The organism is Sphingomonas sp. TREG-RG-20F-R18-01 (assembly GCF_022662475.1).
Classification (GTDB): Bacteria; Pseudomonadota; Alphaproteobacteria; order Sphingomonadales; family Sphingomonadaceae; genus Sphingomonas.
In genome coordinates this window covers 40,023-62,243 of sequence record NZ_JAKNQQ010000010.1, presented here as the reverse complement: position 1 = coordinate 62,243, position 22,221 = coordinate 40,023, and the positions used below count along the sequence as shown (strand labels likewise).

The following is a 22,221-nucleotide window of genomic DNA, read 5'->3' as shown; positions in this document are numbered from 1 at the left end:
GCCGCCCGCCGCATCGTCGTTGGACGCTATCGACCCTAGCTGTGCCCCAGCTATGTCGACAATCCGCCAAACTGTATCAAAGTGTCGCGAGGGGCGGGAGCGTGGGCAATCCGTCGCCCCGGGGGAAGGCCGGGCCCCTGCGAAAGTTGAGTTAGGGGCTCGTCATCTGCTGTTTTCCCGCGAAGGCGGGAACCCAGAGCCGAGCAGAACAACGGCTTGCAGTTCTCGCGACTCCTGGACTCCCGCCTTCGCGGGGAGAACAGCGAGGGTTTCGCACAGTCTTGTGCAGGGCCTGGGTAACGTCGCACTTGCGTCAGCCGAAGATCGCGACGCTCTGCATCGCCTGCGCCACCGGCTCGCCATCGGCGTTCCACAGCAGCATCGTCTGGCTCGACCCGCCCTCGACCGCATGATCCGAGCGCGCGGACAGCAGCCACCAGCCATCGGTGGTGCGCGGCGTGGGGATGAGCAGGTTGACGATCCAGGTGAGCGAACTCAGCGGCACGAAATCCTTGCCGAACAGCTTGAACGCGGCGGGGGGCAGCGCATCGCCGATCGCCATCACCTCGACCATCGGGTCGATCGCGCCGGTGCCGCGCAGCCGTGCCCAGCGCAGCCATTCGGCCTCGCCGAGCGGCCGCTCGCCATCCTGCTTGAGGTCGAGGAAATTGAAGTTGCCGGTGAAGAAGTCGTCCGGGCCGGTGTAGAGTTTCGCATCGGCGGCAGGCGGCAGCAGCGGCTTGCGCAGGCCCCCCTGCAGATCGACTCGCGAGGGATGGCCGCCCATGAAAACGAACATCGCGCGATAGCCCAGCCCGGCGTCGGCGGTGATGTCGACCTGGATGAACGCCGCGGTGCGCCCGCGGCGCAGCTTGGTGGCGGTGACGGTGATCTCGCCCGCGAGCGGCCCGATGAACGACACCTGCGCCGAGCGCAGCGGAGGCAGGTCGGGCTCGATCCCCTGTGCGGCATGGAGCGCGAGCGCGCTCGACAGGCCACCATAAGCGGTGCGGCCCTGCAGCCAGTCGGTCGGCACGGTCGCGCGGAAGCCGTTCGCGATCGGAGTCGCCGCGGCAAGGATGTCGGCGATCGGCGTCATGCCGGAAGCCGCTCGCGCAATTCGCGCTTGAGCACCTTGCCGATCGTGCTGCGCGGCAGTTCGTCGATCGCGTGGAGCGCGGAGAGCCGCTGCGTCTTGCCGAGCCGGGCGTTGGTCCATTCGAGGATCTCGGCGACGCTCGCATCGACCCCGGTGTGCGGCACGTAGAAACCGACCGGGGTTTCGCCCCACGCCTCGGACGGGACGCCGATCACGCTGCAATCGGCGACCGCGGGATGCTGCGCCAGCACCGCCTCCAGGTCGGTCGGATAGATGTTGAACCCGCCCGAGATGATCAGGTCCTTCTTGCGGTCGAGCAGCGTCAGGAAGCCGTCCTCGTCGAACCGCCCGACATCGCCGTGCCGGATGTAACGGTTGCCCTCAGCATCGAACCATTCCGCCGCCGCGGTCGCTTCGCTGCGGCCGTGATAGCCGGTCATCATCGCGGGCGAGCGGCCGACGACTTCGCCCGTCTCGCCTTGCGGCACTTCACGGCCGTCGTCGTCGATCAGCCGGATGTCATGCCCTTCGATCGGGCGGCCGACGGTATGAAGCTTGTCGGGATGGGCATTGGCGACGAGCAGGCAGGTGCCGCCGCCTTCGGTCATGCCGTAATATTCGACCAGCAACCCGGGCCAGCGCGCGACCACGTCGGCCTTGAGGGCGGCGGAGAAGGGCGCGCTGGTCGACGTCTTGAAGACGAAGCGCGACAGGTCGAACCGGTCGAAGTCGGGGAGCGCCATGATGCGGCTGTATTGCACCGGCACGAGCATCGTGTGCGTCGCATGGTGACGCTCGGCGAGCTGGAGATAGCCGCGCGCATCGAACTTCTTCATCAGCACCACCGTCCCGCCCCAGCCCAATGTCGGCAGGAAGCTGACCAGTGTGGTGTTGGAATAGAGCGGGGTCGCGATCATCGTCACGGCTTGCGCGAACCCGGCGGCCTCGTTGCGGTTGATGTGGGCCCAGCGCATCGCGTGGCTCTGGACGATGCCCTTGGGGGTGCCGGTGGTGCCCGAGGAATAGATGATGTTGAACGGGTCCTGCGGGGCGATCTCGACCGGCTGCGGGCGGGCACCTTCGGGGGCGATCCAGTGGCCGAGCGACTTGAGGTGGACGAGCTTGCCGGGGATACGATGCCCGCCGAGCGCGGCGGCGGAGTCGGCGTCGATGAAGGTGATCGGCGCTGCGCAATCCGTGATCATCGCGACGATCGAGTCGGGTGTGGACGACGGCGCGATCGGCGTGGCGACGCAGCCGGCGCGCAGCGCGCCGAGGAACACCGCGGCATAATCGATACTGGCGAGGCCGACGATCGCCACTGACTCGCCCTGGCGGACGCCGTCCCGCTGCAGCGCCGCCGCGATCCGGTCCATCAGCGCGTCGAGCGCGGCATAGTCGATCTCCCCGCCGGCCTCGGCGAGCGCGACCTTCTCAGGCTGCTCCAGCGCGTGCTGGCGGATCAGATCGGGGAGGGTGGCGAAGTCGCTGGCGAGGAGGGTAGCGGCGGTCATGAAGCCTCGTTTGGGAATCCGGATGTTCGAGATTGCTAGGGGAGAAGAGGGTCGAACGCCATACGGGACGTTCGAAAGGGCATGTGCGCGCACCGGTTCCGCGTCGGAGCGCCCCACCTGCCGTTCGGGCTGAGCGAAGTCGAAGCCCCTTGCGCAGCGCGGGCCCTTCGACTTCGCTCAGGGCGAACGGAAGTGGGAAAGGCGCGAGCCTAGCGCGTCGCGGCGGTCTGTCCGAACAGGATCTTCTTCGCTTCCTCGGTCATCGGCTTCTGTTCGCTGATCTCGGCCCCCTTGGCGTAGGCCGTGACGGTCGCCGGCCGCGCGGCGATTGCCTCGAACCAGCGTTTCACATTGGGGAAGTCCTCGAGGCGCTGGCCCTGCCGTTCATACGGGACGATCCACGGATAGGCCGCCATGTCGGCGATCGAATAGGTCCCCGTGATGAAATCGCGCCCCTCCAGCCGCCGGTCGAGTACGCCGTACAAGCGGTTGGTTTCCTTGACGTAGCGATCGATCGCATAGGGGATCTTCTCGGGCGCATAGCCGCTGAAATGATGGTTCTGCCCGAGCATCGGCCCGAGCCCGCCCATCTGCCACATCAGCCATTGCACCGTCTCGGTCCGCCCGCGCAGGTCGGCGGGGATGAACTTGGCGTATTTGTCCGCGAGGTACAGCAGGATCGCGCCGGACTCGAAAATCGCGATCGGTTCGCCGCCATCCGCCGGCGCGTGATCGACGATCGCGGGCATCCGGTTGTTGGGGGCGATCTTCAGGAAGTCGGGCTGGAATTGCTCGCCCGTCCCGATGTTGACCGGCAGGATCCGGTATTCGACCCCGGCTTCCTCGAGGAACAGCGTGATCTTGTGGCCATTGGGGGTAGGCCAGTAATGCAGGTCGATCATGCGCGCGGGCTCCTGTTGGTGTCGGTCGGGAGATGGGGAAGCGGTCAGGCCTCCGCAATCGTGCCGGGTGCGGCCGGGACACGGTCGAGCACTTTCCACACCACGATGATCAGCGCGAGAAACGCGAGCCCCGCGGCGAGCAGGAACGCCGCGCCGACAAAGCCGTGGGTCACTCCGGCGGCAAGAACCTGGGTCATCAGCAAGGGGCTGATGATCGTCGCGACGCTATTGAGACTGCCCATCCCGCCCTGCAACGCACCCTGCCGCTCGGGCCCGGCCATCCGCGACAGCAACCCGTTGACGGCGGGGCCGACGAACCCCGACAGCGCCGCGATCGGCATGATCGCATAGGCCTGCCACCCCGCGGCGATGAACGCGAAGAGGACGAAGCCCAGCGCATCCGCCGCCAGTCCGATCACCAGCGCGCGCCGGTCGCCGATCCGCGCGATCACCGGGCCGACCACCGCCGCCTGCATCACCGCCATGACGAGGCCGATATAGGCGAGGCTCCATCCGATCGCGCTCGGGCTCCACTGGAAGCGGATCGTTGCCCAGAATGCCCAGGTCGCGGGATAGACCATATGCGAGAGCTGGTAGAAGAAGCACGCCGCGATCAGGGGGGCGGCGATGCGGATCGCGAACAGCGGCTTGAACGCGCCGACGATATGCGCGTCGCGCCAGTGGAACGCGCGGCGGTTCTCGCGCGCGTGCGTCTCGGGCATCGCGACCGCCATCACCGCGGCATTGCCGAGCGCGAGCAGCGCCGCCGCGATGAACGGCGCGCGCGGGCCGAACCCTGCCAGCAGCCCGCCGATCGCGGGACCGATGACGAAGCCGATCCCGAACGCGGCGCTGATATAGCCGAAGGCGGCGCTGCGGCGCTCGGGCGGGGTCACATCGGCGATCACCGAACCGGCGGGGCCATAGACCGCACCCGCGATTCCCGCGACGATCCGTCCGACGAACAACCACGCAAGCGTCGGCGCGACCGCCATCAGCGCATAATCGATGCCGAACGCCAGCATCGACGCGATCAGCACCGGGCGGCGGCCATAGCGATCGCTGAAATTGCCGAGCACCGGCCCCGCGACGAATTGCGCGAGCGCGAAGGCGACGAGCATGTAGCCGGCCACCCGTGTGGCGGCTTCGAGATCGATATGTCCGAGATGCCGGAGGAGTGTCGGGAATACCGGCATGACGATGCCGAAGCCGATCGTGTCGATCAACACGGCGGCGAGAACGATCGGCATGGCGCGACTGGTCGATGGCATTGGACTGTCCCCCCCCCCGGGACGGGGAGTTTACGCGAGAATATCTGAAGCGCGACCTGTTTTCAGGATGGGGCGCGGGACCGTGCCGCGCCCTTTGGAAACCGCGCAACATTTCCGTTCGCCCTGAGCGAAGTCGAAGGGCTGCTCGTTCAGAAAGCGAAGCTCTCTGGGGAGAGGGGCTTCGACTTCGCTCAGCCCGAACGGCGGTCAGCGAGGTCCTTTCATCAAAGACCGAGAGTGCCGGGCGTGCCGTCTTTGCGCTTCCAATTCGCCCCGATCTATGGCATCGCGCCGCCATACCCGATCTTCAGTTTTCAGAAGCAAGGACAGGTTTCATGGCAACCGCGCCCGAACTCGACACTCCAGCGACTGCGCTCGACGCGTTCCGCGAAGAGGCGCGCGCGTGGCTTGCCGAACATTTTCCGCCCGCGCTCAAGGGCAAGGACAATGCGATGTCCGCGCTCGAAGGCCCGAGCGATCCCTCCGCCGATGAAATCGCGTGGCAGAAGGCGATGGGCGAGAAGGGCTGGGGCGTCCCCGGCTGGCCCGCGGCCTATGGCGGTGGTGGCTTGAGCAAGCCCGAGATTAGGGTGCTGCAGGAGGAAATGGCGCGGATCGGCGCGTGGAACCCGATCGGCGGGATGGGCGTGATGATGTTCGGGCCGACGCTGCTCGAATATGGCAGCGAGGACCAGAAGCGCGAGCATATTCCCGCGATCGCCAAGGGGGAAGTCCGCTGGTGCCAGGGGTATAGCGAGCCCAATGCCGGGTCCGATCTCGCCAACGTCCAGACCTTCGCCGAGGACAAGGGCGATCACTACCTCGTCAACGGGCAGAAGACCTGGACCAGCGGCGGGCAATGGGCGGACAAATGCTTCGCGCTGGTCCGGACCGACAAGAGCCAGAAGCATGGCGGGATCAGCTTCCTGCTGCTCGACATGACCGCCGAGGGCGTCGACGTGAAGCCGATCCGGATGATCTCGGGCCAGTCGCCGTTCTGCGAGACCTTCTTCACCGACGTGATGGTGCCCAAGGGCAATCTCGTCGGACGCGAGGGGCAGGGCTGGGAAATCGGCACGCGGCTGCTCCAGCACGAACGCTCGAGCCTGTCGGGCGGCGGTTCGGCGTCGCGGCTGTTCGCGGGCAAGCCGGTCAACGCGCTCGCCAAGGACTATCGCGGGACCGACGCCGAGGGGCGCGTCAACGACAGCGACCTGCGGATGCGGATCGTGCGGCACGAGATGGACGCGCGCGCCTTCGCGCTGACGCTGCGCCGCGCGGCGCTCGAGGCAAAGTCGAACCAGGGGCCGTCGGCCGCGACCTCGATCATGAAGAACGTCGGCGCGCGGATTACCCAGGACCGCGCCGAATTGTCGATCGAGATCATGGGCATGGCCGGGCTCGGCTGGGAAGGCGACGGCTTTACCGACGCGGAGCTCGAACAGACCCGCACCTGGCTGTGGGGCAAGGCCGTGTCGATCTACGGCGGCTCGACCGAGATCCAGAACAACGTGATTTCCAAGCGCATCCTCGGGATGCTGGATCACCAGTAAATTCAGTTAGGCGGCCGCGACGCTGCGGCGCGCCGGAGAGGGGCGGGGTGAAGGATGGCTGAAGCCATTCTCCCCCGTTTTCTTGCCAACATCATCGGGGGATAGCGACATGGCCGTACTCAACGACGAACAGACGATGCTGCGCGACATGGTGCGCGAATGGGCGGACAATGAATCGCCCGTCTCCGCCTTCCGCAAGATGCGCGCCGCCGCGCCAGCCGAGAAATACGACCCGGCCGCCTGGTCCGCGCTGGCGGAAATGGGGCTCGGCGGGATCGTGATTCCCGAGGCGTTCGGCGGGACCGGCTTCGGCTACCTGTCGCTCGGGATCGTGCTCGAACAGCTCGGGCGCAACCTCGCCGCGTCGCCGCTCGCGGCCAGCGCGGCAGCCGCCACCGCGATCGTGCTGGGCGGGTCGGAGTCCGCGCGGGCGGAATGGTTGCCCCGGATCGCCGCGGGAGAGGTGGTTGCCACGCTCGCGATCGACGAAGGCCCAACGCACGACCCGGCATCGATCGCCACGCATGTGGTCGACGGCAAGCTGACGGGCACCAAGGCCTTCGTCGCAGAAGGCGACAGCGCCACGCTGTTCGTCGTCGCCGCGACCGACGGGTTGTACCTCGTTTCGGGGGACGAAGGGGTGACGCGCCATTCCCGCGCCATGGCGGATTCGCGCAGCCATGCCGAAGTGCGCTTCACCAACGCACCCGCTGAACGGCTCGGCGACCGGGCGCTGACCGCACAGGTGGTCGACCGCGCGACGGCGATCGTGTGCGCGGAAATGCTGGGCATGGCGGAGCAGGCGTTTCACACGACCAACGATTACCTGAAGACGCGGGTCCAGTTCGGACAGCAACTGTCGACCTTCCAGGCGCTCCAGCACCGCATGGCGAAGCTGTTCACCGAACTGGAGCTGATGCGATCGGCTGTGGAAGGGGCGCTGGAAGCGATCGATGCCGGGCGCTCGGATCTCGACCAGTCGGTGAGCCTCGCCAAGGCGATCGCGAGCGACACGCTCAACCTGATGAGTCGCGAGATGATCCAGTTACACGGCGGCATCGGCATGACCGACGATTATGACGCCGGTTTCTACATCAAGCGGTCGCGCGTGCTGGAATCGATGTGGGGCAATGCCGCCTACCACCGCGAACGGTTCGCGCGGCTCAACGGCTATTGACCCACGGCTCATCCGTTTGGACGACGGATCCTCGACACTATGGTTTAGAAAATACGTTCTGGCCGCACCGGGCGCATTCTCATTATGTCTTTTGTGCAACAGCAACGTCACGCTCCGTCAATTAGCAGAATCCGATGCTTGACGGGAGTCTGTTGTCAGGGCATTCGAGGATAGGGTACGGAGCCGATCAGCGCTCCGGCCCGGGGAGAGATAAAGATGCCCAACAAGCGGTATTTGGTGGCGTGTGCGCTTTCGGCTCTGGCAATCGGTACGGCTAACCCCGTTCTTGCCCAGCAAGCGACCCCACCAGCCCAAACGCCTTCGCCAGCCCCGGCGGCAGACACCGGCGGCAGCCAGGACGACGCCGGTCAGGACATCATCGTCACCGCGCAGGGCCGTTCGCAGCTGCTCGCCAATGTCCCGGTCGCGGTGTCCGCCGTGTCCTCGGCCTCGCTCGCCAACTCGGGCGCCAACGACATCCGCCAGCTGAGCCAGCTCGCCCCGTCGCTGCTGGTGTCCTCCACCGGATCGGAAGCGAACGGTTCGCCCCGTATTCGCGGCATCGGTACGGTCGGTGACAACCCCGGGCTGGAAAGCTCGGTCGCGGTTTTCGTCGACGGCGTGTATCGGTCGCGCGCGGGCATCGGGCTCAACGAACTCGGCGAGATCGACCGGGTCGAAGTGTTGCGGGGACCACAGGGAACGCTGGGCGGCCGCAATGCATCCGCGGGCGTGATCAACGTCTTTTCGAAGAAGCCGAGCTTCACCTTCGGCGCGAACGGCGAGGCGACCTACGGCAACTACAATTATTATCGTCTGGCGGGCGCGGTCAACGTGCCGCTGACGCAGACGATCGCCGCCCGGCTCGACGCGGTATATGTCAAGCGCGACGGCTTCTATTACGACACCACCAACAAGACCGACATCAACAACCGCGACCGCTACTTCATCCGCGGGCAGATCCTGTATCAACCCAGCGCGGATTTCTCGCTGCGGCTGATCGGCGACTATACGCATCGCAACGAGAAGTGCTGCGCCGCGATCTACGTCGACAATTCGGTCAACCAGTTCGTCGGCAATCTGAACAACCCGCAGACGCCGCTGTCGCCGACGAACGCAAACGGCAACAACATCATCAACGTGCTGCGCGATCTGGGCCAGCCGCTCGCCAAGCTGACCAACGCGGGATACGACCGCAACGTGAGCGTCAGCCCCGGGCGCAGTTTCGCCGGCATCACGACCGACAAGGGGATCTCGGGCCAGATCGACTGGCGTCTCGGCGGGATCAACCTGACGTCGATCACGGCGTATCGCGAATATAAGAGCGATCAGGGATCGGACACCGACTATAGCTCGGTGGACATCCTGTACCGTGCCGCCAACGGCGGTTCGCTGCGCCAGTTCAAGACCTTCACGCAGGAATTGCGCCTGCAGGGCAATCTGTTCGACAACAAGCTCGACTGGCTGGTCGGCGGCTATTTCGCGAACGAAGACCTGACCGTGACCGACAATTTGCGGTTCGGCAGCCAATATGGGCGCTTCGCGACCTGCCGGATCGTTTCCGGCGGGGGCTTGGCGGCGCTGTATTCGCCGACGTCGCCCGGTTGCCTTGGCGCGCGCCCGCTGGCGTTCGGCGCCGCGTCGCCGCTGATCTATGCGGCGTTCGACCGGCTCGACAGCATCAACGACAAGGGCTCGACGCTCGACCGCTATACCCAGAACAGCCGCAATTTCGCGATCTTCACGCACAACATCTTTCACCTGACCGACCGGCTCGATGTCACGCTCGGGGTACGCTACACCAACGAAACCAAGAAGTTCGCGGCGACCTTCGGCAATGACAATACGGCGTGCGTCGCCAATGAGGCCGCGCTGACGCCGTTCCTCAGCAACGCCGGGCTGGCCGCCGTGGCCGGTGGCCTGATCGGCCTGTCGTGCCAAGGCAATTCCACCGCCGAGCTGAACGGCGTGTCGATCAACAGCAAGCGTCACGAGGACCGGTTCAGCGGCACGGGCATCCTGTCGTGGCGGCCGTTCGACCACATGTTGCTCTACGGCAGCTATTCGCGCGGCTACAAAGCGGGCGGCTTCAACCTCGATCGGTCGGCGCTCAAGAACCCGATCCAGCTGTTCAACGGCGTCCCGACGACGACGTTCGCCGCGGTGGGTGGTGCCCAGGCGCTGGTCAACAACCTGCAGTTCGATCCCGAGACGGTGACGTCCTACGAAGTCGGCGCGAAATACGGGACCGGTCCGTTCACGCTGTCGGCGGCGGCGTTCCGTCAGGAATTCAGCAATTTCCAGCTGAACACGTTCAACGGCACGGTGTTCCTGGTACAGAACATTAACGGGTGCACCAGCAGCCTCAACGGCGGGGATCGGGATCTCAGCGCAGCCACGGGTCAGTGTTCCAGTGGCAGCGTAGGGTACGGTGTCCTGTCGCAGGGTGTCGAGCTCGAGGCGGCGCTGGTCCCGATGCGCGATTTCCGCGTCAATCTGGGCTTCACTTACCAGTCGACGAAGTATCGCAACAATCTGGTCGGCAACAGCAGCGGCGCGCCGCTCGACCCGGCCTTGCGCGTGCTGCCGGGCAAGAACCTGTCGAACGCACCCGAAGTCGTGGTGACCAGCTCGGTCGCCTGGACGCCGAGCCTTGGCAGCAACGGACTGTCGGCGCTGTTCTACATCGATAGCCGCCTGTCGGGCGACTATAACACCGGTTCCGACCTGTTCCCGCAGAAGGCGCAGGACAGTTTCGCGGTGTTCAACGCGCGCGTCGGCATCCGTGGTCGCGACCAGCGCTGGGCGATCGAGCTGTGGGGCCAGAACATCTTCAACAAGAACTACACGCAGGTCGCGTTCAACTCGCCCTTCCAGGCGGGAACGACCAGCGCGCCGTTCGTCGATCCGCAATATCCCGGCGGCCGCCAGATCTTCTCGCAATATCTGGCCGAGCCACGCACCTATGGCGTGACGCTGCGGGGCAAGTTCTGATCGCGTAACGCGACGTTTCCGGCGACAGTATTTCGCCCACCTCAAGCCGCTGCCTGGCGTAAGCCCCGGGTAGCGGCTTTTTCATGGATGGCATCACCCGTCCGCTGCCCTATGGTCGAGCGATGCCTAAGCGTACCCCTAGCAGCACGACCAAGGGTCTTCCGACCCCTGAACAGATCCTCGATTTCATCGCGACATCGGACACGCCCGCGGGCAAGCGCGAGATCGCGCGTGCCTTCGGCCTGACCGCGCAGGACAAGATCCTGCTCAAGGCGTTGCTCAAGGACATGGCCGACGAAGGCCTGATCGACAGCGCCCCCGGCCGTGCGTTCCACAAGATGGGTGGCGTGCCGAAGGTGACCGTCTTGCGCATCGTCGATGCCGATGACGGCGGCAATGTCTGGGCCGTGCCCGAGCGGTGGGAAGCCGATACACCCGCGCCGAAGCTGCGGGTCCGCGAGCGCAAGCGCGGCGCGCTCGGCGTCGGGGACCGCGTGCTGGCCCGCACCGAGGAGGCGGGGCAGGGCTGGATCGCGCATCCCATGAAGACCTTGCCGCGCGGCGAGGACCTCGTGCTCGGCGTGCTGCGGCAGGAACCCGGCGGCATGTGGCTGCAAGGCGTCGAAAAGAAGGAGCGCCACGAATTCGCGGTGTCGGATGCAGGCGGCGCGCAGGCGGGCGATCTCGTCCTTGCCGAACGGGCCGGGCGGCCGCCCCGCATCACCGTGCGGGTGACCCAGGTGCTGGGCGATCCGTTCGCCCCGCGGAGCTTTTCGCTGATCGCGATCCACAAGCTCGGCATCCCGGACGTGTTCTCGACGGAGACGCTCGAGGAAGCCGTTCGCGTCGCCGCGCAGCCGCTCGGCGCGGATCGCGAGGACCTGCGCGCCCTGCCGATCGTCGCGATCGATCCGGCGGATGCGCGCGACCATGACGATGCGGTGTGGGCGGCGCCGGACGACGATCCCGGCAACGCCGGCGGCTGGAAGGCGATCGTCGCGATCGCCGACGTGTCCTTCTACGTTCGCCCCGGCTCGGCGCTCGATCGCGAGGCGCGCCGACGCGGCAACAGCGTCTATTTCCCGGATCGCGTCGTGCCGATGCTGCCCGAGAGCCTGTCGGCGGAAATGTGCTCGCTGAAAGAGGGCGTCGATCGCGCGGCGTTGGCCTGCCATCTGCGGATCGGCAAGGACGGCACGCTCAAGAGCTTTCACTTTACCCGCGCGGTGGTGCGGATCGCGGCCAACCTGGCGTATGAGGATGCGCAGGCGATGGTGGATGCGCACAACGCCCAGCCCTCTGCGGGCGGGGTTGGGGACACCCAAAAACCCCTCCCCGTCAGGGGCGGGGTTGGGGGTGGGGCCGTGCCTGCCGCCGACGATGTGTCTGCTGGACTGCCCCACCCCAACCCCTCCCCTGAAGGGGAGGGGCTACGGGACGGTTTTGGCGTTGATCCCATCCTCGCGGCGCTTCTTCCCCTGTGGGAGTGCTGGCGCGCGCTCAACACGGCGCGCGAGGCGCGGGCGCCGCTCGATCTCGATCTCCCCGAACGCCGCGTCGTGCTCGACGAGAAAGGCCGGATCCTCTCGGTGAGCCCACGCGAACGGCTCGACGCGCACAAGCTGATCGAGGATTACATGATCGCCGCCAACGTCGCGGCCGCCAAGGCGCTCGAGGCGAAGAAGGCGCCGGTCATGTACCGCGTCCACGAACAGCCGAGCCGCGAGAAGATCGTCGCGCTCAAGGACTATCTCAAGACCTTCGGGATCGATTTCGCGCTCGGCCAGGTGATCCAGCCGCGCACGTTCAACCACATCCTCGCCAAGGTCGTCGATGAAGACGTGCGGCCGCAGATCATGGAACAGGTGCTGCGGACCCAGACGCAGGCCTATTATGCCCCGGCCAACCTCGGCCATTTCGGGCTGGCGCTCGGGAGCTACGGGCATTTCACCTCGCCGATCCGGCGCTATGCCGATCTGCTCGTCCATCGTTCGCTGGTTGCCGCGTACACGCTCGGCGCGGGCGGCCTGACCGAAGGCGAGGCCGCGGGCATGGACCGCATCGGCCAGTCGATCTCGCAATTCGAACGCCGCGCGATGGAGGCCGAGCGCGATACGATCGACCGCTATGTCGCCGCGTTCCTGGCGGAGAAGGTCGGCGAGGTGCTCGAGACGCGGATCACCGGTGTCACCAACTTCGGGTTCTTCGCGACCGTCGATGGCATCGGGGGCGACGGCTTGATGCCCGTGCGCGATATCGGGGGCGAATATTTCCGGTTTGACGAGGCGGCGCGCACGCTCACCGGCGAACAGAGCGGGACGGTCTATGCCAGTGGGCAGAAACTCCCGCTTCGCCTGGCCGAGGCGAATCCGGTGTCCGGGGCGCTCCGCTTCGAGATGGTCGAGGGGCGGGGCGCTTCGCCCGACCGGCCCGAGCGCGGCAGGGGCGCTGGCAAGCCCGCGCCCCGCGTGCTCAAACGGCGGGGTCGGCCTGCAAACATTCGCCATCAGGGGAAGAAACGCTAGCCCGCCGGCGCGACGCGATGCCGGGTCGGCGTCGGGTCGCGGCGCGGAATCCCTCGCCGAACCGCGGTCAGCGTCCGGACACGTCTATAATGGGTCATGACCATTGGCTGTGAAGCCGTGAAACGAGGACGATCACGTGTCGGCAGCCCGCAGGGCGATGTCCGGGGACGACCGCATCGTGCTGATGCGACACCCGAAAAAGCGGCTCGCGCCCGCCCGGCGGGATGTCGTGCAAGCCCGCTGGCTTCGCCATTTCGACCTGGTGGAGCGGTTGGCCGACATCGGGTCCTGGCGGCTGGATCTCGCGACCGCCGAGATGGAGTGGACCCGGCAAGCGCGGATCGTGTTTGGCGTCGATCCGGCGGCCGCGATGCCGACGTGGGACAGGTTCCTGAACTTCTATCCGTTCAACGACCGCATGGTGTTGATGCAGGCGATCGACCGCGCGATCGAAACGGGGCAGCCCTATGAGGTCGAAACCGACATCATTACGGAGGACGGACGGCGACGGCGCTTTCGCAACGTCGGGGAAGTGGACGGGCCGGACGGCGAAGCCCGATGCCTGGTCGGAGTGTGCCAGGACGTCACGGCGCAATATGAAATCGAGCGTGCCCTGGAGCGGAGCGCGCTGATCGACGATCTCACTGGTATTGCCAATCGCGCCGCGCTCAATCGTTTCCTGAACGAGCGTTTCGAAAACCGTTCGACCGAGGACGGGCTTGCCGTCGTTCTGCTCGACCTCGATAATTTCAAACGGGTCAACGACACGTACGGACACCAGGCGGGAGACCAGGTGCTGCAGCGCACCGCCGACATCCTCGCGAGCCATGCCGATCGCATCGGCTTTGTCGCGCGCCCGGGCGGTGACGAGTTCGTGCTCGCGATCACGGATCGAGACGCGTTGGGGCGGCTACGGGCGTTGCTGGCGACGTTGCTGACCGCGCTGACGTTTCCGGTGACCGGCGCGGCGGGGGCGATCGTGGTGCGTGCGACCATCGGGGCGTGCGTGCTCGATCAGGGCATTACGTCGCGCAGCGATATCCTGCGTCGTGCCGACCTGTCGCTGTACAACGCAAAATCGCTGGGGAAGGGGCGGGCGATGGTGTCCGGCGACCTGCGACCGATCTTGCCGTCGGCGGACTGATCCTCGCCCGGCGCATTTCGCATGCCGTGGGCGGCCAACGCCGCACGGACAGGGCTACCGCGGCTTAGCCCGCGCCATGGATGACACTCTGCCGCCGGATGGACGCGCTGAGAACGCGCCGTGCCGAGGTCCGCGAGGCTGATCCGCTCGCCCCGTATTCCTGCATGGACATCCCAGTAAGAATCAAGGAAAGGCCAGCCGGTTTGCGAAGCAAATCTTGCTGGGGGCAATACTAATGACGGACATGCGCTGGGTAGCTGAGTCGCAGCCAAGTCTTGTCCGCTATCGTGCCCGGGGATGAACATTTCACCATTCCCTTCCTCCACACCTGGACACTCGGCGTTGAGGAGCGATTCTACGTCCTGTTTCCGGTCGTAGGGATCGCGGTGCGTCCGCCCGGGCGGGCCTTGTCCCTGGTAGCAGCCCCCTTGCGATCACCCCACCCGGAAGACAAGCCCGGCCCGGGCCTGCAGCCGGTCCGCGAGACCGCGCCCCAGCAACGCGCCCGGCGTCCAGATGCCGCCAGCGCCGCCCGCCTCTTCCACCAGGCAGAGCGCGGTCTCTGCGATCATCTTGCTGGTCGATCCATAGCCCGGATCCTTGTCGCCGGTGACGACGCAGTCGATCCGTTCGCCCCCCGGGCCTTCCCCGATGAACAGCAAATCGTAGAAACCCGCGTCGCGCTCTTCCCGACTTGGCCCCTCGCCAGGCTTCGGACCCTTGTCGCTCGCGAGCGGATTGATCCGGGCGATCGCCTCGGCCGCCGCCTTGCCCATGTCGCCGAGCCCCGGCGCCACCATCATTTCGTCATAGACGAAGCCGGGGCCATAGGCATCGCCGAGCAGGAAATTGGTGCGGTGGACGTTCTTGGTGTTGATCGGCGCCATGATGAACGGCGCGACCCACGCCTCGATAGTCTTGTCATATTCGGGCAGCAAGCCGCGCGGCTGGCTCGGCCCCTGGAACCCCGGTGTCAGCGCGAACGGATCGACCAGCAGACCGAGCAGCGAGGGATCCTTCGCCGCCGCGGCGAGGGTCGCCTTGAGACTGGCGGCGGTCCCACCGGAGAAGCCGCCCTGCATCTTGCGGACCCGCCCCTTCACCCGCGGTAGCGGATGGCCGAACTTGGTCCGGGCAGCCTCCTGGAGCGTCAGCACGCCCAGGTCGAACGGAATGGAATCGAAGCCGCAGCTGAACACGATCCGTGCGCCCGAGGCCGTTGCCGTCTCGTGATGCGCGTCGATCATGTGGCGCATCCATGCCGGTTCTCCGCAGAGATCGACATAGGCGGTCCCGGTTTCGGCACAGGCGGCGACCAGATCGCTGCCGTACAGTTGGTACGGGCCGACCGTGGTCAGCACGACGGTGGTGCGCCGGCACAGCGCGCGGAGGGCGGCGGGATCGTCGGCGTTGGCGGTGACGAGCGGCGTATCTGCCGGGGCACCGATCAGGTCGCGCACCTGTTCCAGCTTGGTGAGCGATCGGCCCGCCATCGCCCAGCGCCGGGCGCCGCTGCCGAGGAGATATTCGGCAACCAGGCGACCCGTGAACCCCGTTGCCCCGAATACGATGATGTCGAAGTCGCGCGTCATGTGGCTCTCCGTTGAGCGATCCGGATGCTGTGCCGGATGCGGCGGAGTGTGCGGCATAGACGGCGCGCGAACAAGCCCGCGGCCGCCGGGCTCCTTCAAGCCGCTTCGTTGAACTGCAGGCTGGCGAGACGCGCATACAGCCCGTTCTCGCCGATCAGCGACCCGTGCGACCCCTGCTCGACGATCTGCCCATCGCGCATGACGATGATCCGCTTGGCGGCGCGCACGGTCGCAAGCCGGTGCGCGATGACGAGGGTGGTGCGGTTGGTCATCAGTCGCTCGAGCGCCTGCTGGACGAGCCGTTCGCTCTCCGCGTCGAGCGCGCTGGTCGCCTCGTCGAGCAGCAGGATCGGCGCATCGCGCAGCAAGGCGCGGGCGATGGCGACTCGCTGGCGCTGACCGCCCGACAGCCGTGCGCCGCTCTCGCCGAGGAAGGTATCGAGCCCGTCGGGCAATTTGCGGAGGAATTCCGCGGCGTTCGCGGCCTCTGCCGCTGCCCATAATTCGTCGTCCTGCGCGCTCCAGCGCCCGTAGCGCAAATTGTCGCGCGCGGTCGCGCCGAAGATGACGGTTTCCTGCGGCACCATCGCGATCCGCGCGCGGATTTCCGTGGGGTCGGCATCGCGCAGATCGACCCCGTCGATCCGCACCGATCCGGCATCGGGATCGTAGAAGCGCTGGATCAGCTGGAACAGCGTGGTCTTGCCCGCGCCCGAGGGGCCGACGATCGCGACGGTTTCCCCGCTGCCGATCTCGAGCGAGAAGTCGTGCAACGCTGCGACATCCTGCCGCGTCGGGTAGCGGAATTCGACATGATCGAAGGTCAGCGTGCCGCGCGCCGGAACCGGCAGCGTGGCCGGGACCGCCGGCGCGCTGATCTCGGGCTCCTCGTTGAGCAATTCGGCCAGCCGCTCGGCCGCGCCCGAAGCACGCAGCAGATCGCCGTACACCTCGGTCAGGGCCCCGAATGCGCCGGTTACCAGCCCGGCGGTGAAGATGAACGCGGTCAGGGCGCCACCCGTCAGCCGACCTGCGGAGACGTCCGCCAGGGTCGACCACATCAGGAGCGTGACCGCACCGAACAGCAGGCCGATCACCAGCGCGGTCATGATCGCGCGGATCCGGATCCGGCGCTTGGCGGCGGTGAAGCTGCGGTCGACCGCCCCGGCGAAACGCTCGGCCTCGCGGGTTTCCTGGCCGAACGCCTGGACGATCTTCATCGCGGCAAACGTCTCGACCGCCATCGCCCCGATGTCGGCGATCCGATCCTGGCTGGAACGCGAATATTTCTGCACGCGCCGCCCGAGCAGCATGATCGGCAGAACGACGATCGGAATGCCGATGATCAGCATCCCCGCCAGTTTCGGCGCGAGCGCGAACAACGAGACGATCCCGCCGATCCCGGTCAACGTGTTGCGCAAGGCAACCGATACGGTCGTGCCGACCGCGCTCTCGATCTGCGCGGTGTCGGATGTCAGGCGCGAGGCGACTTCCGATGGCCGATTCTCCTCGAACCAGCGCGGGGCGAGGCGCAGCAGATTGGCCTGCACCGCGGTCCTGATGTCGGCGACGGTTCGCTCGCCCAGCCAGGACACGAAATAGAAGCGCACGGCGGTCGCCACGGCCAGGACCGCGACCAGCGCGAACAGGCCGTAAAAGACGCGATCGATGTGCTGCGGATCGCCGCCGTGGCTGAATCCCTGATCGATCACCGATTTGAAGGTCCACGGGATGTACAGGGTGGTTGCCGACGTCGTCAGCAACGCGAGCAGCGCGATCGTGATCTGCGCCGGATAGCGCGATCCGAAATGCCAGATCATCAGCAGGTTGCTGAGCTTGCGCCGGCCGGGTGCCGGCGTGTCGCGAGGGGCGGTGCCAGGCGCTGGGTCGTGCGTGGGAGCGGCGTGAACGGTCTCTGCCATGGCGAATCGCCTAGCAGGGACTGGCAGGCGCCTCAATCGTCGTGCAGCCTATTGCCGCGCAGCGCGTATCTCTCTGGGGCATGCGGCACGTCCGTTCGTCGCATGGCCGCATATGATGATAGAATCGTAAGCTCGGTATGCTAGAAGGCGCGGCTATGCTCTACAATGCCTATGAAATTCAAAAATCGATGCTCGCCGGCGCGAGTGCCATGGCCGACTTCAGCGCAGGGTGGCTGAGCAACCCGGCCAATCCCTTTGCCTATTTCGGCGGCGGGGCGGTGATGGGCTCGGCGCTCGAAGTGTTCGCGCACGCCGCCGCGCCGCGCGGGAAGCCGGCCTTCGGACTCGATTTCACCGAAGTCGATGGCAAGACCGTTGCCGTCACCGAGGAGATCGTTGCGCGCAAGCCCTTCGGGCAGCTCAAGCGGTTCGTCCGCGAAGGCGTCGAAACCGGACCGAAGTTGCTGATCGTCGCGCCGATGTCGGGCCATTATGCGACGCTGCTGCGCGGTACGGTCGAGCGGATGCTGCCCGTGGCGGACGTGTACATCACCGACTGGCGCGATGCGAAGCAGGTGCCGCTGTCCGAGGGCAAATTCGACCTCGACGATTACATCGATTATCTGATCTCGTTTCTCGAGGTCGTGGGCCCGGGCGGGCACATGCTCGCGGTGTGCCAGCCGTCCGTGCCGTGCTACGCTGCCGCCTGCGTGATGAGCGCGGACAAGCATCCGTGCCGTCCCAAGACGCTGACGATGATGGGTGGCCCGGTCGACACGCGCGAAGCACCGACCTCGGTCAACACGCTGGCGACCGAGCGGCCGCACAGCTGGTTCAGCCAGAACGTCATCGCGACAATCCCTGCGTCGCATCCGGGCGCGGGCCGCAAGGTGTATCCGGGGTTCCTGCAGCTTGCCGGCTTCATGTCGATGAATCTCGGCAGCCACATGATGTCGCATTACGAGATGTTCAAACATCTGGTGGTCGGCGAGGATCTGGAGGCGGATGCCACCAAGCGGTTCTACGAGGAGTATCGCTCGGTCTGCGACATGACCGCCGAGTTCTACCTGCAGACGATCGACGTTGTGTTCCAGGACCATGCGCTGCCCAAGGGAACGATGACGCATCGCGGTCGTCCGGTCGATCCGGGTGCGATCACCGATATCGCGATCCTCGCGATCGAAGGCGAGAAGGACGACATTTCGGGGCTCGGGCAGACGCGCGCGGCGCTGACGATCGCGACCAACCTGCCGGACGACAAGAAGCGCTATTACATGGCCGAGGGCGCGGGCCATTACGGCATCTTCAACGGCTCGAAGTGGCGTAACAAGGTCGCGCCGGTCGTCGAGGACTGGATGAAAGCGCACGGCTGAAGAGCGTAGCGGACCGCGCTCCGCCGCGCGTTGCCGGGCCGGTCCGTACCTGTTTATGCTGGATCCCGGCACGCGGCCGGAATCCAGCGGGATCAGGGAACCCTTCGCTTACGCGGCCGTCGTGCTGACCTTGGCGTGGCTGCTGCTTTCCTCCGCAGTGATGGTGCCGCTGAACAACATCTTGACGCGACCCGTCAGCGAAATGTCGGTTTCCCACAATTCGGCGCTGTCGATGTCCATGCGCAGAAGGGCGAGGTTGGGGTCTTCCTTGCCTTCGGGAAACCAGGCCTCGACCTGCTTGTTCCACAGCTTGTCGATCATGCCCTTGTCATTGTCCTGGCGGATCGTGCCGGCCATGCACGCGAAATAGTCGTGCCCCTTGGCCACGAACTGCGCCATCACCTTGCCACCGCCGGCGAGCCGATTGTCCTTGCCGGTGAAGAAGAACAGCGTGTCGACCAGATCCTTGTCGAGCTGCGCGGTCAGCGGTTCGCTATGCGACGAACCGTCGGCGAGGCCGACCATAACGAAGGGGCTGTCAGCCATCTTCTTCCACAGCGTTTCCTTGATTTCGTGGGTGTCGGCCATGCGGGTCTCTCCTTCAGGATGGTTCGGACAGGAAACGACGGGACGCTGGGTTGGTTGCCCCGCATTTTCTGCGGTAATCGCTGGCAAGACATTGGCGTATCCTGCGAAGAATACCGAACACCATCGGTCGAAAGCAGGGCGACCGGGCAAGGCGAGTGTCGCCTGGATTTGCCGATCGCCAAAGTCGCGATTAGTCATTCCCGCGGCGGCAATTCGGCCGCCAAGATGAGAGGTGCACCTATGATGGTCGCCGATCTGTGCCTGATCCTGGGCGTGCTTCTTGCCTTCGCGACCTTGGTCCTGAAGATCATCGAGATGGCACGCAAAGATTGAGGTGCACGGGCGGGGCTCGGTCTGACAGCCGAGCCCCAAACGTATTGAGCCCCGGCCGCTGACACGACCGGGGCTCGCTATGAGAGGCGCCTATGATCGCCGACGCCGTTATAGACGAAACGGGCGTCGACTTCAATTACAGGACTTCGAACAACCCTGCCGCACCCTGGCCGCCGCCGATGCACATCGTCACGACGACATACTTCGCGCCGCGCCGCTTGCCCTCGATCAGCGCGTGGCCGGTCGCGCGCGCGCCGGTCATGCCGTACGGATGGCCGATCGAGATCGCACCGCCCGACACGTTGAGCAGCTCATCCGGAATGCCGAGCTTGTCGCGGCAATACAGCACCTGCACCGCGAACGCCTCGTTGAGCTCCCACAGGCCGATGTCGTCCATCTTGAGGTTGAAGCGCTCGAGCAGCTTGGGGATCGCGAAGACCGGGCCGATGCCCATCTCGTCGGGCTCGGTGCCAGCCACCGCCATGCCGACATAACGGCCGAGCGGGGTGAGGCCGCGCTTCGAGGCGAGCGACTCTTCCATCAGCACCGAGGCGGACGACCCGTCCGACAGCTGGCTGGCGTTGCCCGCGGTCACGTTCATCCCCGGGCCCATCACGGGCTGGAGCGACTGGAGACCCTCGAGCGTCGTCTCGGGGCGGTTGCCTTCGTCCTTGGAGAGCGTGATCTCCTTGTGCGTGACTTCCTTGGTTTCCTTGTTGGTCACCGCCATCGTCGCGGTGACGGGGACGATCTCCTGGTCGTAATAGCCAGCAGCCTGCGCGGCAGCCGTGCGCTGCTGCGACTTGAGCGCATATTCGTCGCACGCTTCGCGACTGATGTTGTAGCGCTTGGCGACGACTTCCGCCGTGCCGAGCATCGCCATGTACACGTCCTTGTGCATGGCGATCAGCTCGGGGTCGGGTGCGAAACGCATCTGCGGGGTCTGGACGAGGCTGATGCTCTCGACCCCGCCGCCGATGGTGACGTCCATATTGTCGGTGATGATCTGCTTGGCGGCGGTTGCGATCGCCATCAGCCCGCTCGCGCACTGGCGATCGACCGACATGCCCGGCACGGTGACGGGAAGACCGGCGCGCAGCAGCGAGGTGCGTGCGATGTTGCCGGCCTGGTGGCCCTGCTGCAGCGCGCAGCCGAAGACGACGTCGTCAACCATCCCGCCGTCGATCCCGGCGCGCTCGACGGCGGCCTTGATTGCGTGGCTGGCGAGCGTGGGGGCGGGGGTGTTGTTGAAGGCACCGCGATAGGCGCGGCCGATCGGGGTGCGGGCGGTGGAAACGATGACGGCTGAACGCATCGGGCTTCTCCTTACTTAAAGCCCCTCCCCTTCAGGGGAGGGGTTGGGGTGGGGACGTGGGATGGAGGCAGCCGGTTCGATAACGGCACGGCCCCACCCCAACCCCTCCCCTAAAGGGGAGGGGCTTTTTAAAGATCACACGAAGATCTGCGACATCCATTCGGCGATCATCGCGGGCTTTTCCTCGCCTTCGATCTCGACCGTGAACTCGTTGGTCTGCTGCCACTGGCCGGGGCGCTTCTCGATCAGTTCGAGCAACTTGAACCGACCGCGCACGCGCTTGCCGGACCGCACGGGCTGGAGGAAGCGCACTTTGTTGCCGCCGTAGTTGATCCCCATCTTCACGCCCTCGATCTGGACCGCGTCGATGATCTTGGACGACAGCAGCGGCATCAGCGACAGCGTCAGGAAGCCATGCGCGATCGTGCCGCCGAACGGGGTCATCGCGGCCATTTGCGGATTGACGTGGATGAACTGGTGGTCGCCCGTCGCATCCGCGAATTTGTCGATCATTTCCTGGCTGACTTCGACCCAGTCCGATACCTGCTCGCTGCCGATCCGACCGGCGAGCTCCTGAATTGTAATCGTGGTCGTCACGGCATTCCCCTGCAAAGTGCGCGCCTGGCTATCGTGCTGCGGGAGATGGCACCGGCTTTTGCCCCATGCAAGCCTTGTGGAAACCCATGATCGGAACGGATAGGCGGCCGTAGCGTTAATTGGCAGGAACGCGATGCCGCGCAGGCCCTCCTCGGCGAACCGGATTTTCGAATCAGGGAGACCGACGATTCGTCGGGGTGGCCGGCGGGCGCGACGGAGCATTTTAAATGACGCAAAACCTTCGTCGAGTTGCCACCGATCATAGTCAATAGGAATGAAACCCGACTTAAGGCGGATGTGCCCCTAAAATATCCATGCATAG

Annotated in this window: 16 protein-coding genes; 7 read left to right on the top strand and 9 right to left on the bottom strand. The window is 65.9% G+C overall.

Going from position 1 to position 22,221, the window contains the following annotated elements; translation table 11 throughout:
- Positions 1-313: 313 nt before the first annotated feature.
- The 4 genes from L8K25_RS19105 to L8K25_RS19090 form a co-directional block, all read right to left on the bottom strand.
- Positions 314-1,099 carry a thioesterase family protein gene (locus L8K25_RS19105; RefSeq protein WP_242140585.1) on the bottom strand — a complete coding sequence of 262 codons (786 nt, stop codon included), beginning with the start codon at positions 1,097-1,099 and terminating at the stop codon, positions 314-316.
- Positions 1,096-2,613: a class I adenylate-forming enzyme family protein gene (locus L8K25_RS19100; protein ID WP_242140584.1), complete on the bottom strand. Its 1,518-nt coding sequence runs from the start codon at positions 2,611-2,613 to the stop codon at positions 1,096-1,098. The genes L8K25_RS19105 and L8K25_RS19100 overlap by 4 nt, the downstream gene beginning before the upstream one ends.
- A gap of 209 nt (positions 2,614-2,822) precedes the next feature.
- The gene (locus L8K25_RS19095; RefSeq protein WP_242140583.1) at positions 2,823-3,515 is read right to left on the bottom strand and encodes a glutathione binding-like protein; all 693 of its coding nucleotides are present in this window, start codon (positions 3,513-3,515) and stop codon (positions 2,823-2,825) included.
- A 44-nt stretch (positions 3,516-3,559) separates the two neighbouring features.
- Positions 3,560-4,786 (bottom strand): TCR/Tet family MFS transporter, encoded by a 1,227-nt coding sequence (locus L8K25_RS19090; RefSeq protein ID WP_242140582.1) that lies wholly within the window; start codon positions 4,784-4,786, stop codon positions 3,560-3,562.
- Positions 4,787-5,121: 335 nt separating this feature from the next.
- On the opposite strand from L8K25_RS19090, the gene L8K25_RS19085 reads away from it, so the two are divergent.
- The 5 genes from L8K25_RS19085 to L8K25_RS22750 all read left to right on the top strand — a co-directional run bounded on the left by L8K25_RS19085 (position 5,122) and on the right by L8K25_RS22750 (position 14,179).
- Complete coding sequence (locus L8K25_RS19085; protein ID WP_242140581.1) at positions 5,122-6,339, top strand: acyl-CoA dehydrogenase family protein; 1,218 nt, start codon at positions 5,122-5,124, stop codon at positions 6,337-6,339.
- Between the two features lie 109 nt (positions 6,340-6,448).
- The gene (locus L8K25_RS19080; protein WP_242140580.1) at positions 6,449-7,516 is read left to right on the top strand and encodes an acyl-CoA dehydrogenase family protein; all 1,068 of its coding nucleotides are present in this window, start codon (positions 6,449-6,451) and stop codon (positions 7,514-7,516) included.
- A gap of 216 nt (positions 7,517-7,732) precedes the next feature.
- Positions 7,733-10,510 carry a TonB-dependent receptor gene (locus tag L8K25_RS19075; protein ID WP_242140579.1) on the top strand — a complete coding sequence of 926 codons (2,778 nt, stop codon included), beginning with the start codon at positions 7,733-7,735 and terminating at the stop codon, positions 10,508-10,510.
- A gap of 122 nt (positions 10,511-10,632) precedes the next feature.
- Positions 10,633-13,035, top strand: a complete 2,403-nt coding sequence (locus tag L8K25_RS19070) for an RNB domain-containing ribonuclease (protein ID WP_242140578.1) — start codon at positions 10,633-10,635, stop codon at positions 13,033-13,035.
- A gap of 136 nt (positions 13,036-13,171) precedes the next feature.
- Positions 13,172-14,179, top strand: coding sequence for a sensor domain-containing diguanylate cyclase (locus L8K25_RS22750; RefSeq protein WP_347341163.1), 1,008 nt, complete (start codon positions 13,172-13,174; stop codon positions 14,177-14,179).
- Between the two features lie 434 nt (positions 14,180-14,613).
- Here L8K25_RS22750 and L8K25_RS19055 read toward each other — a convergent pair whose 3' ends face one another.
- Positions 14,614-15,771 (bottom strand): saccharopine dehydrogenase NADP-binding domain-containing protein, encoded by a 1,158-nt coding sequence (locus tag L8K25_RS19055; RefSeq protein ID WP_242140577.1) that lies wholly within the window; start codon positions 15,769-15,771, stop codon positions 14,614-14,616.
- 95 nt (positions 15,772-15,866) lie between these two features.
- Positions 15,867-17,693 (bottom strand): ABC transporter transmembrane domain-containing protein, encoded by a 1,827-nt coding sequence (locus L8K25_RS19050; RefSeq protein ID WP_277923723.1) that lies wholly within the window; start codon positions 17,691-17,693, stop codon positions 15,867-15,869.
- Positions 17,694-17,848: 155 nt separating this feature from the next.
- Between L8K25_RS19050 and phaZ the strand changes: the two genes are divergently transcribed.
- Entirely contained in the window at positions 17,849-19,066 is a 1,218-nt protein-coding gene (phaZ, locus tag L8K25_RS19045) for a polyhydroxyalkanoate depolymerase (protein ID WP_242140576.1), read from the top strand.
- 108 nt (positions 19,067-19,174) lie between these two features.
- On the opposite strand, the gene L8K25_RS19040 is transcribed toward phaZ, so the two are convergent.
- Positions 19,175-19,654 (bottom strand): pyridoxamine 5'-phosphate oxidase family protein, encoded by a 480-nt coding sequence (locus L8K25_RS19040; RefSeq protein WP_242140575.1) that lies wholly within the window; start codon positions 19,652-19,654, stop codon positions 19,175-19,177.
- Between the two features lie 54 nt (positions 19,655-19,708).
- Here L8K25_RS19040 and L8K25_RS19035 point away from each other — a divergent pair, with 54 nt between their 5' ends.
- A complete protein-coding gene (locus L8K25_RS19035; protein ID WP_242140574.1) occupies positions 19,709-19,987 on the top strand; it encodes a hypothetical protein in 279 nt (92 codons plus the stop codon).
- 136 nt (positions 19,988-20,123) lie between these two features.
- Here L8K25_RS19035 and L8K25_RS19030 read toward each other — a convergent pair whose 3' ends face one another.
- Both L8K25_RS19030 and L8K25_RS19025 read right to left on the bottom strand, forming a co-directional pair.
- Positions 20,124-21,302, bottom strand: coding sequence for an acetyl-CoA C-acyltransferase (locus tag L8K25_RS19030; RefSeq protein WP_242140573.1), 1,179 nt, complete (start codon positions 21,300-21,302; stop codon positions 20,124-20,126).
- A 135-nt stretch (positions 21,303-21,437) separates the two neighbouring features.
- Positions 21,438-21,914, bottom strand: coding sequence for a MaoC family dehydratase (locus L8K25_RS19025; protein WP_277923125.1), 477 nt, complete (start codon positions 21,912-21,914; stop codon positions 21,438-21,440).
- Positions 21,915-22,221 lie beyond the last annotated feature (307 nt).

Excerpts from the sequence above, each read along its gene's own strand:
- L8K25_RS19105 (WP_242140585.1), bottom strand. The coding sequence starts at position 1,099 with ATGACGCCGATCGCCGACATCCTTGCCGCGGCGACTCCGATCGCGAAC.
- L8K25_RS19095 (WP_242140583.1), bottom strand. The coding sequence starts at position 3,515 with ATGATCGACCTGCATTACTGGCCTACCCCCAATGGCCACAAGATCACG.
- L8K25_RS19050 (WP_277923723.1), bottom strand. The coding sequence starts at position 17,693 with ATGGCAGAGACCGTTCACGCCGCTCCCACGCACGACCCAGCGCCTGGC.
- L8K25_RS19100 (WP_242140584.1), bottom strand. The coding sequence starts at position 2,613 with ATGACCGCCGCTACCCTCCTCGCCAGCGACTTCGCCACCCTCCCCGAT.
- L8K25_RS19075 (WP_242140579.1), top strand. The coding sequence starts at position 7,733 with ATGCCCAACAAGCGGTATTTGGTGGCGTGTGCGCTTTCGGCTCTGGCA.
- L8K25_RS19070 (WP_242140578.1), top strand. The coding sequence starts at position 10,633 with ATGCCTAAGCGTACCCCTAGCAGCACGACCAAGGGTCTTCCGACCCCT.
- L8K25_RS19080 (WP_242140580.1), top strand. The coding sequence starts at position 6,449 with ATGGCCGTACTCAACGACGAACAGACGATGCTGCGCGACATGGTGCGC.
- L8K25_RS19040 (WP_242140575.1), bottom strand. The coding sequence starts at position 19,654 with ATGGCCGACACCCACGAAATCAAGGAAACGCTGTGGAAGAAGATGGCT.
- L8K25_RS19030 (WP_242140573.1), bottom strand. The coding sequence starts at position 21,302 with ATGCGTTCAGCCGTCATCGTTTCCACCGCCCGCACCCCGATCGGCCGC.
- L8K25_RS19055 (WP_242140577.1), bottom strand. The coding sequence starts at position 15,771 with ATGACGCGCGACTTCGACATCATCGTATTCGGGGCAACGGGGTTCACG.
- phaZ (WP_242140576.1), top strand. The coding sequence starts at position 17,849 with ATGCTCTACAATGCCTATGAAATTCAAAAATCGATGCTCGCCGGCGCG.
- L8K25_RS19085 (WP_242140581.1), top strand. The coding sequence starts at position 5,122 with ATGGCAACCGCGCCCGAACTCGACACTCCAGCGACTGCGCTCGACGCG.
- L8K25_RS19090 (WP_242140582.1), bottom strand. The coding sequence starts at position 4,786 with ATGCCATCGACCAGTCGCGCCATGCCGATCGTTCTCGCCGCCGTGTTG.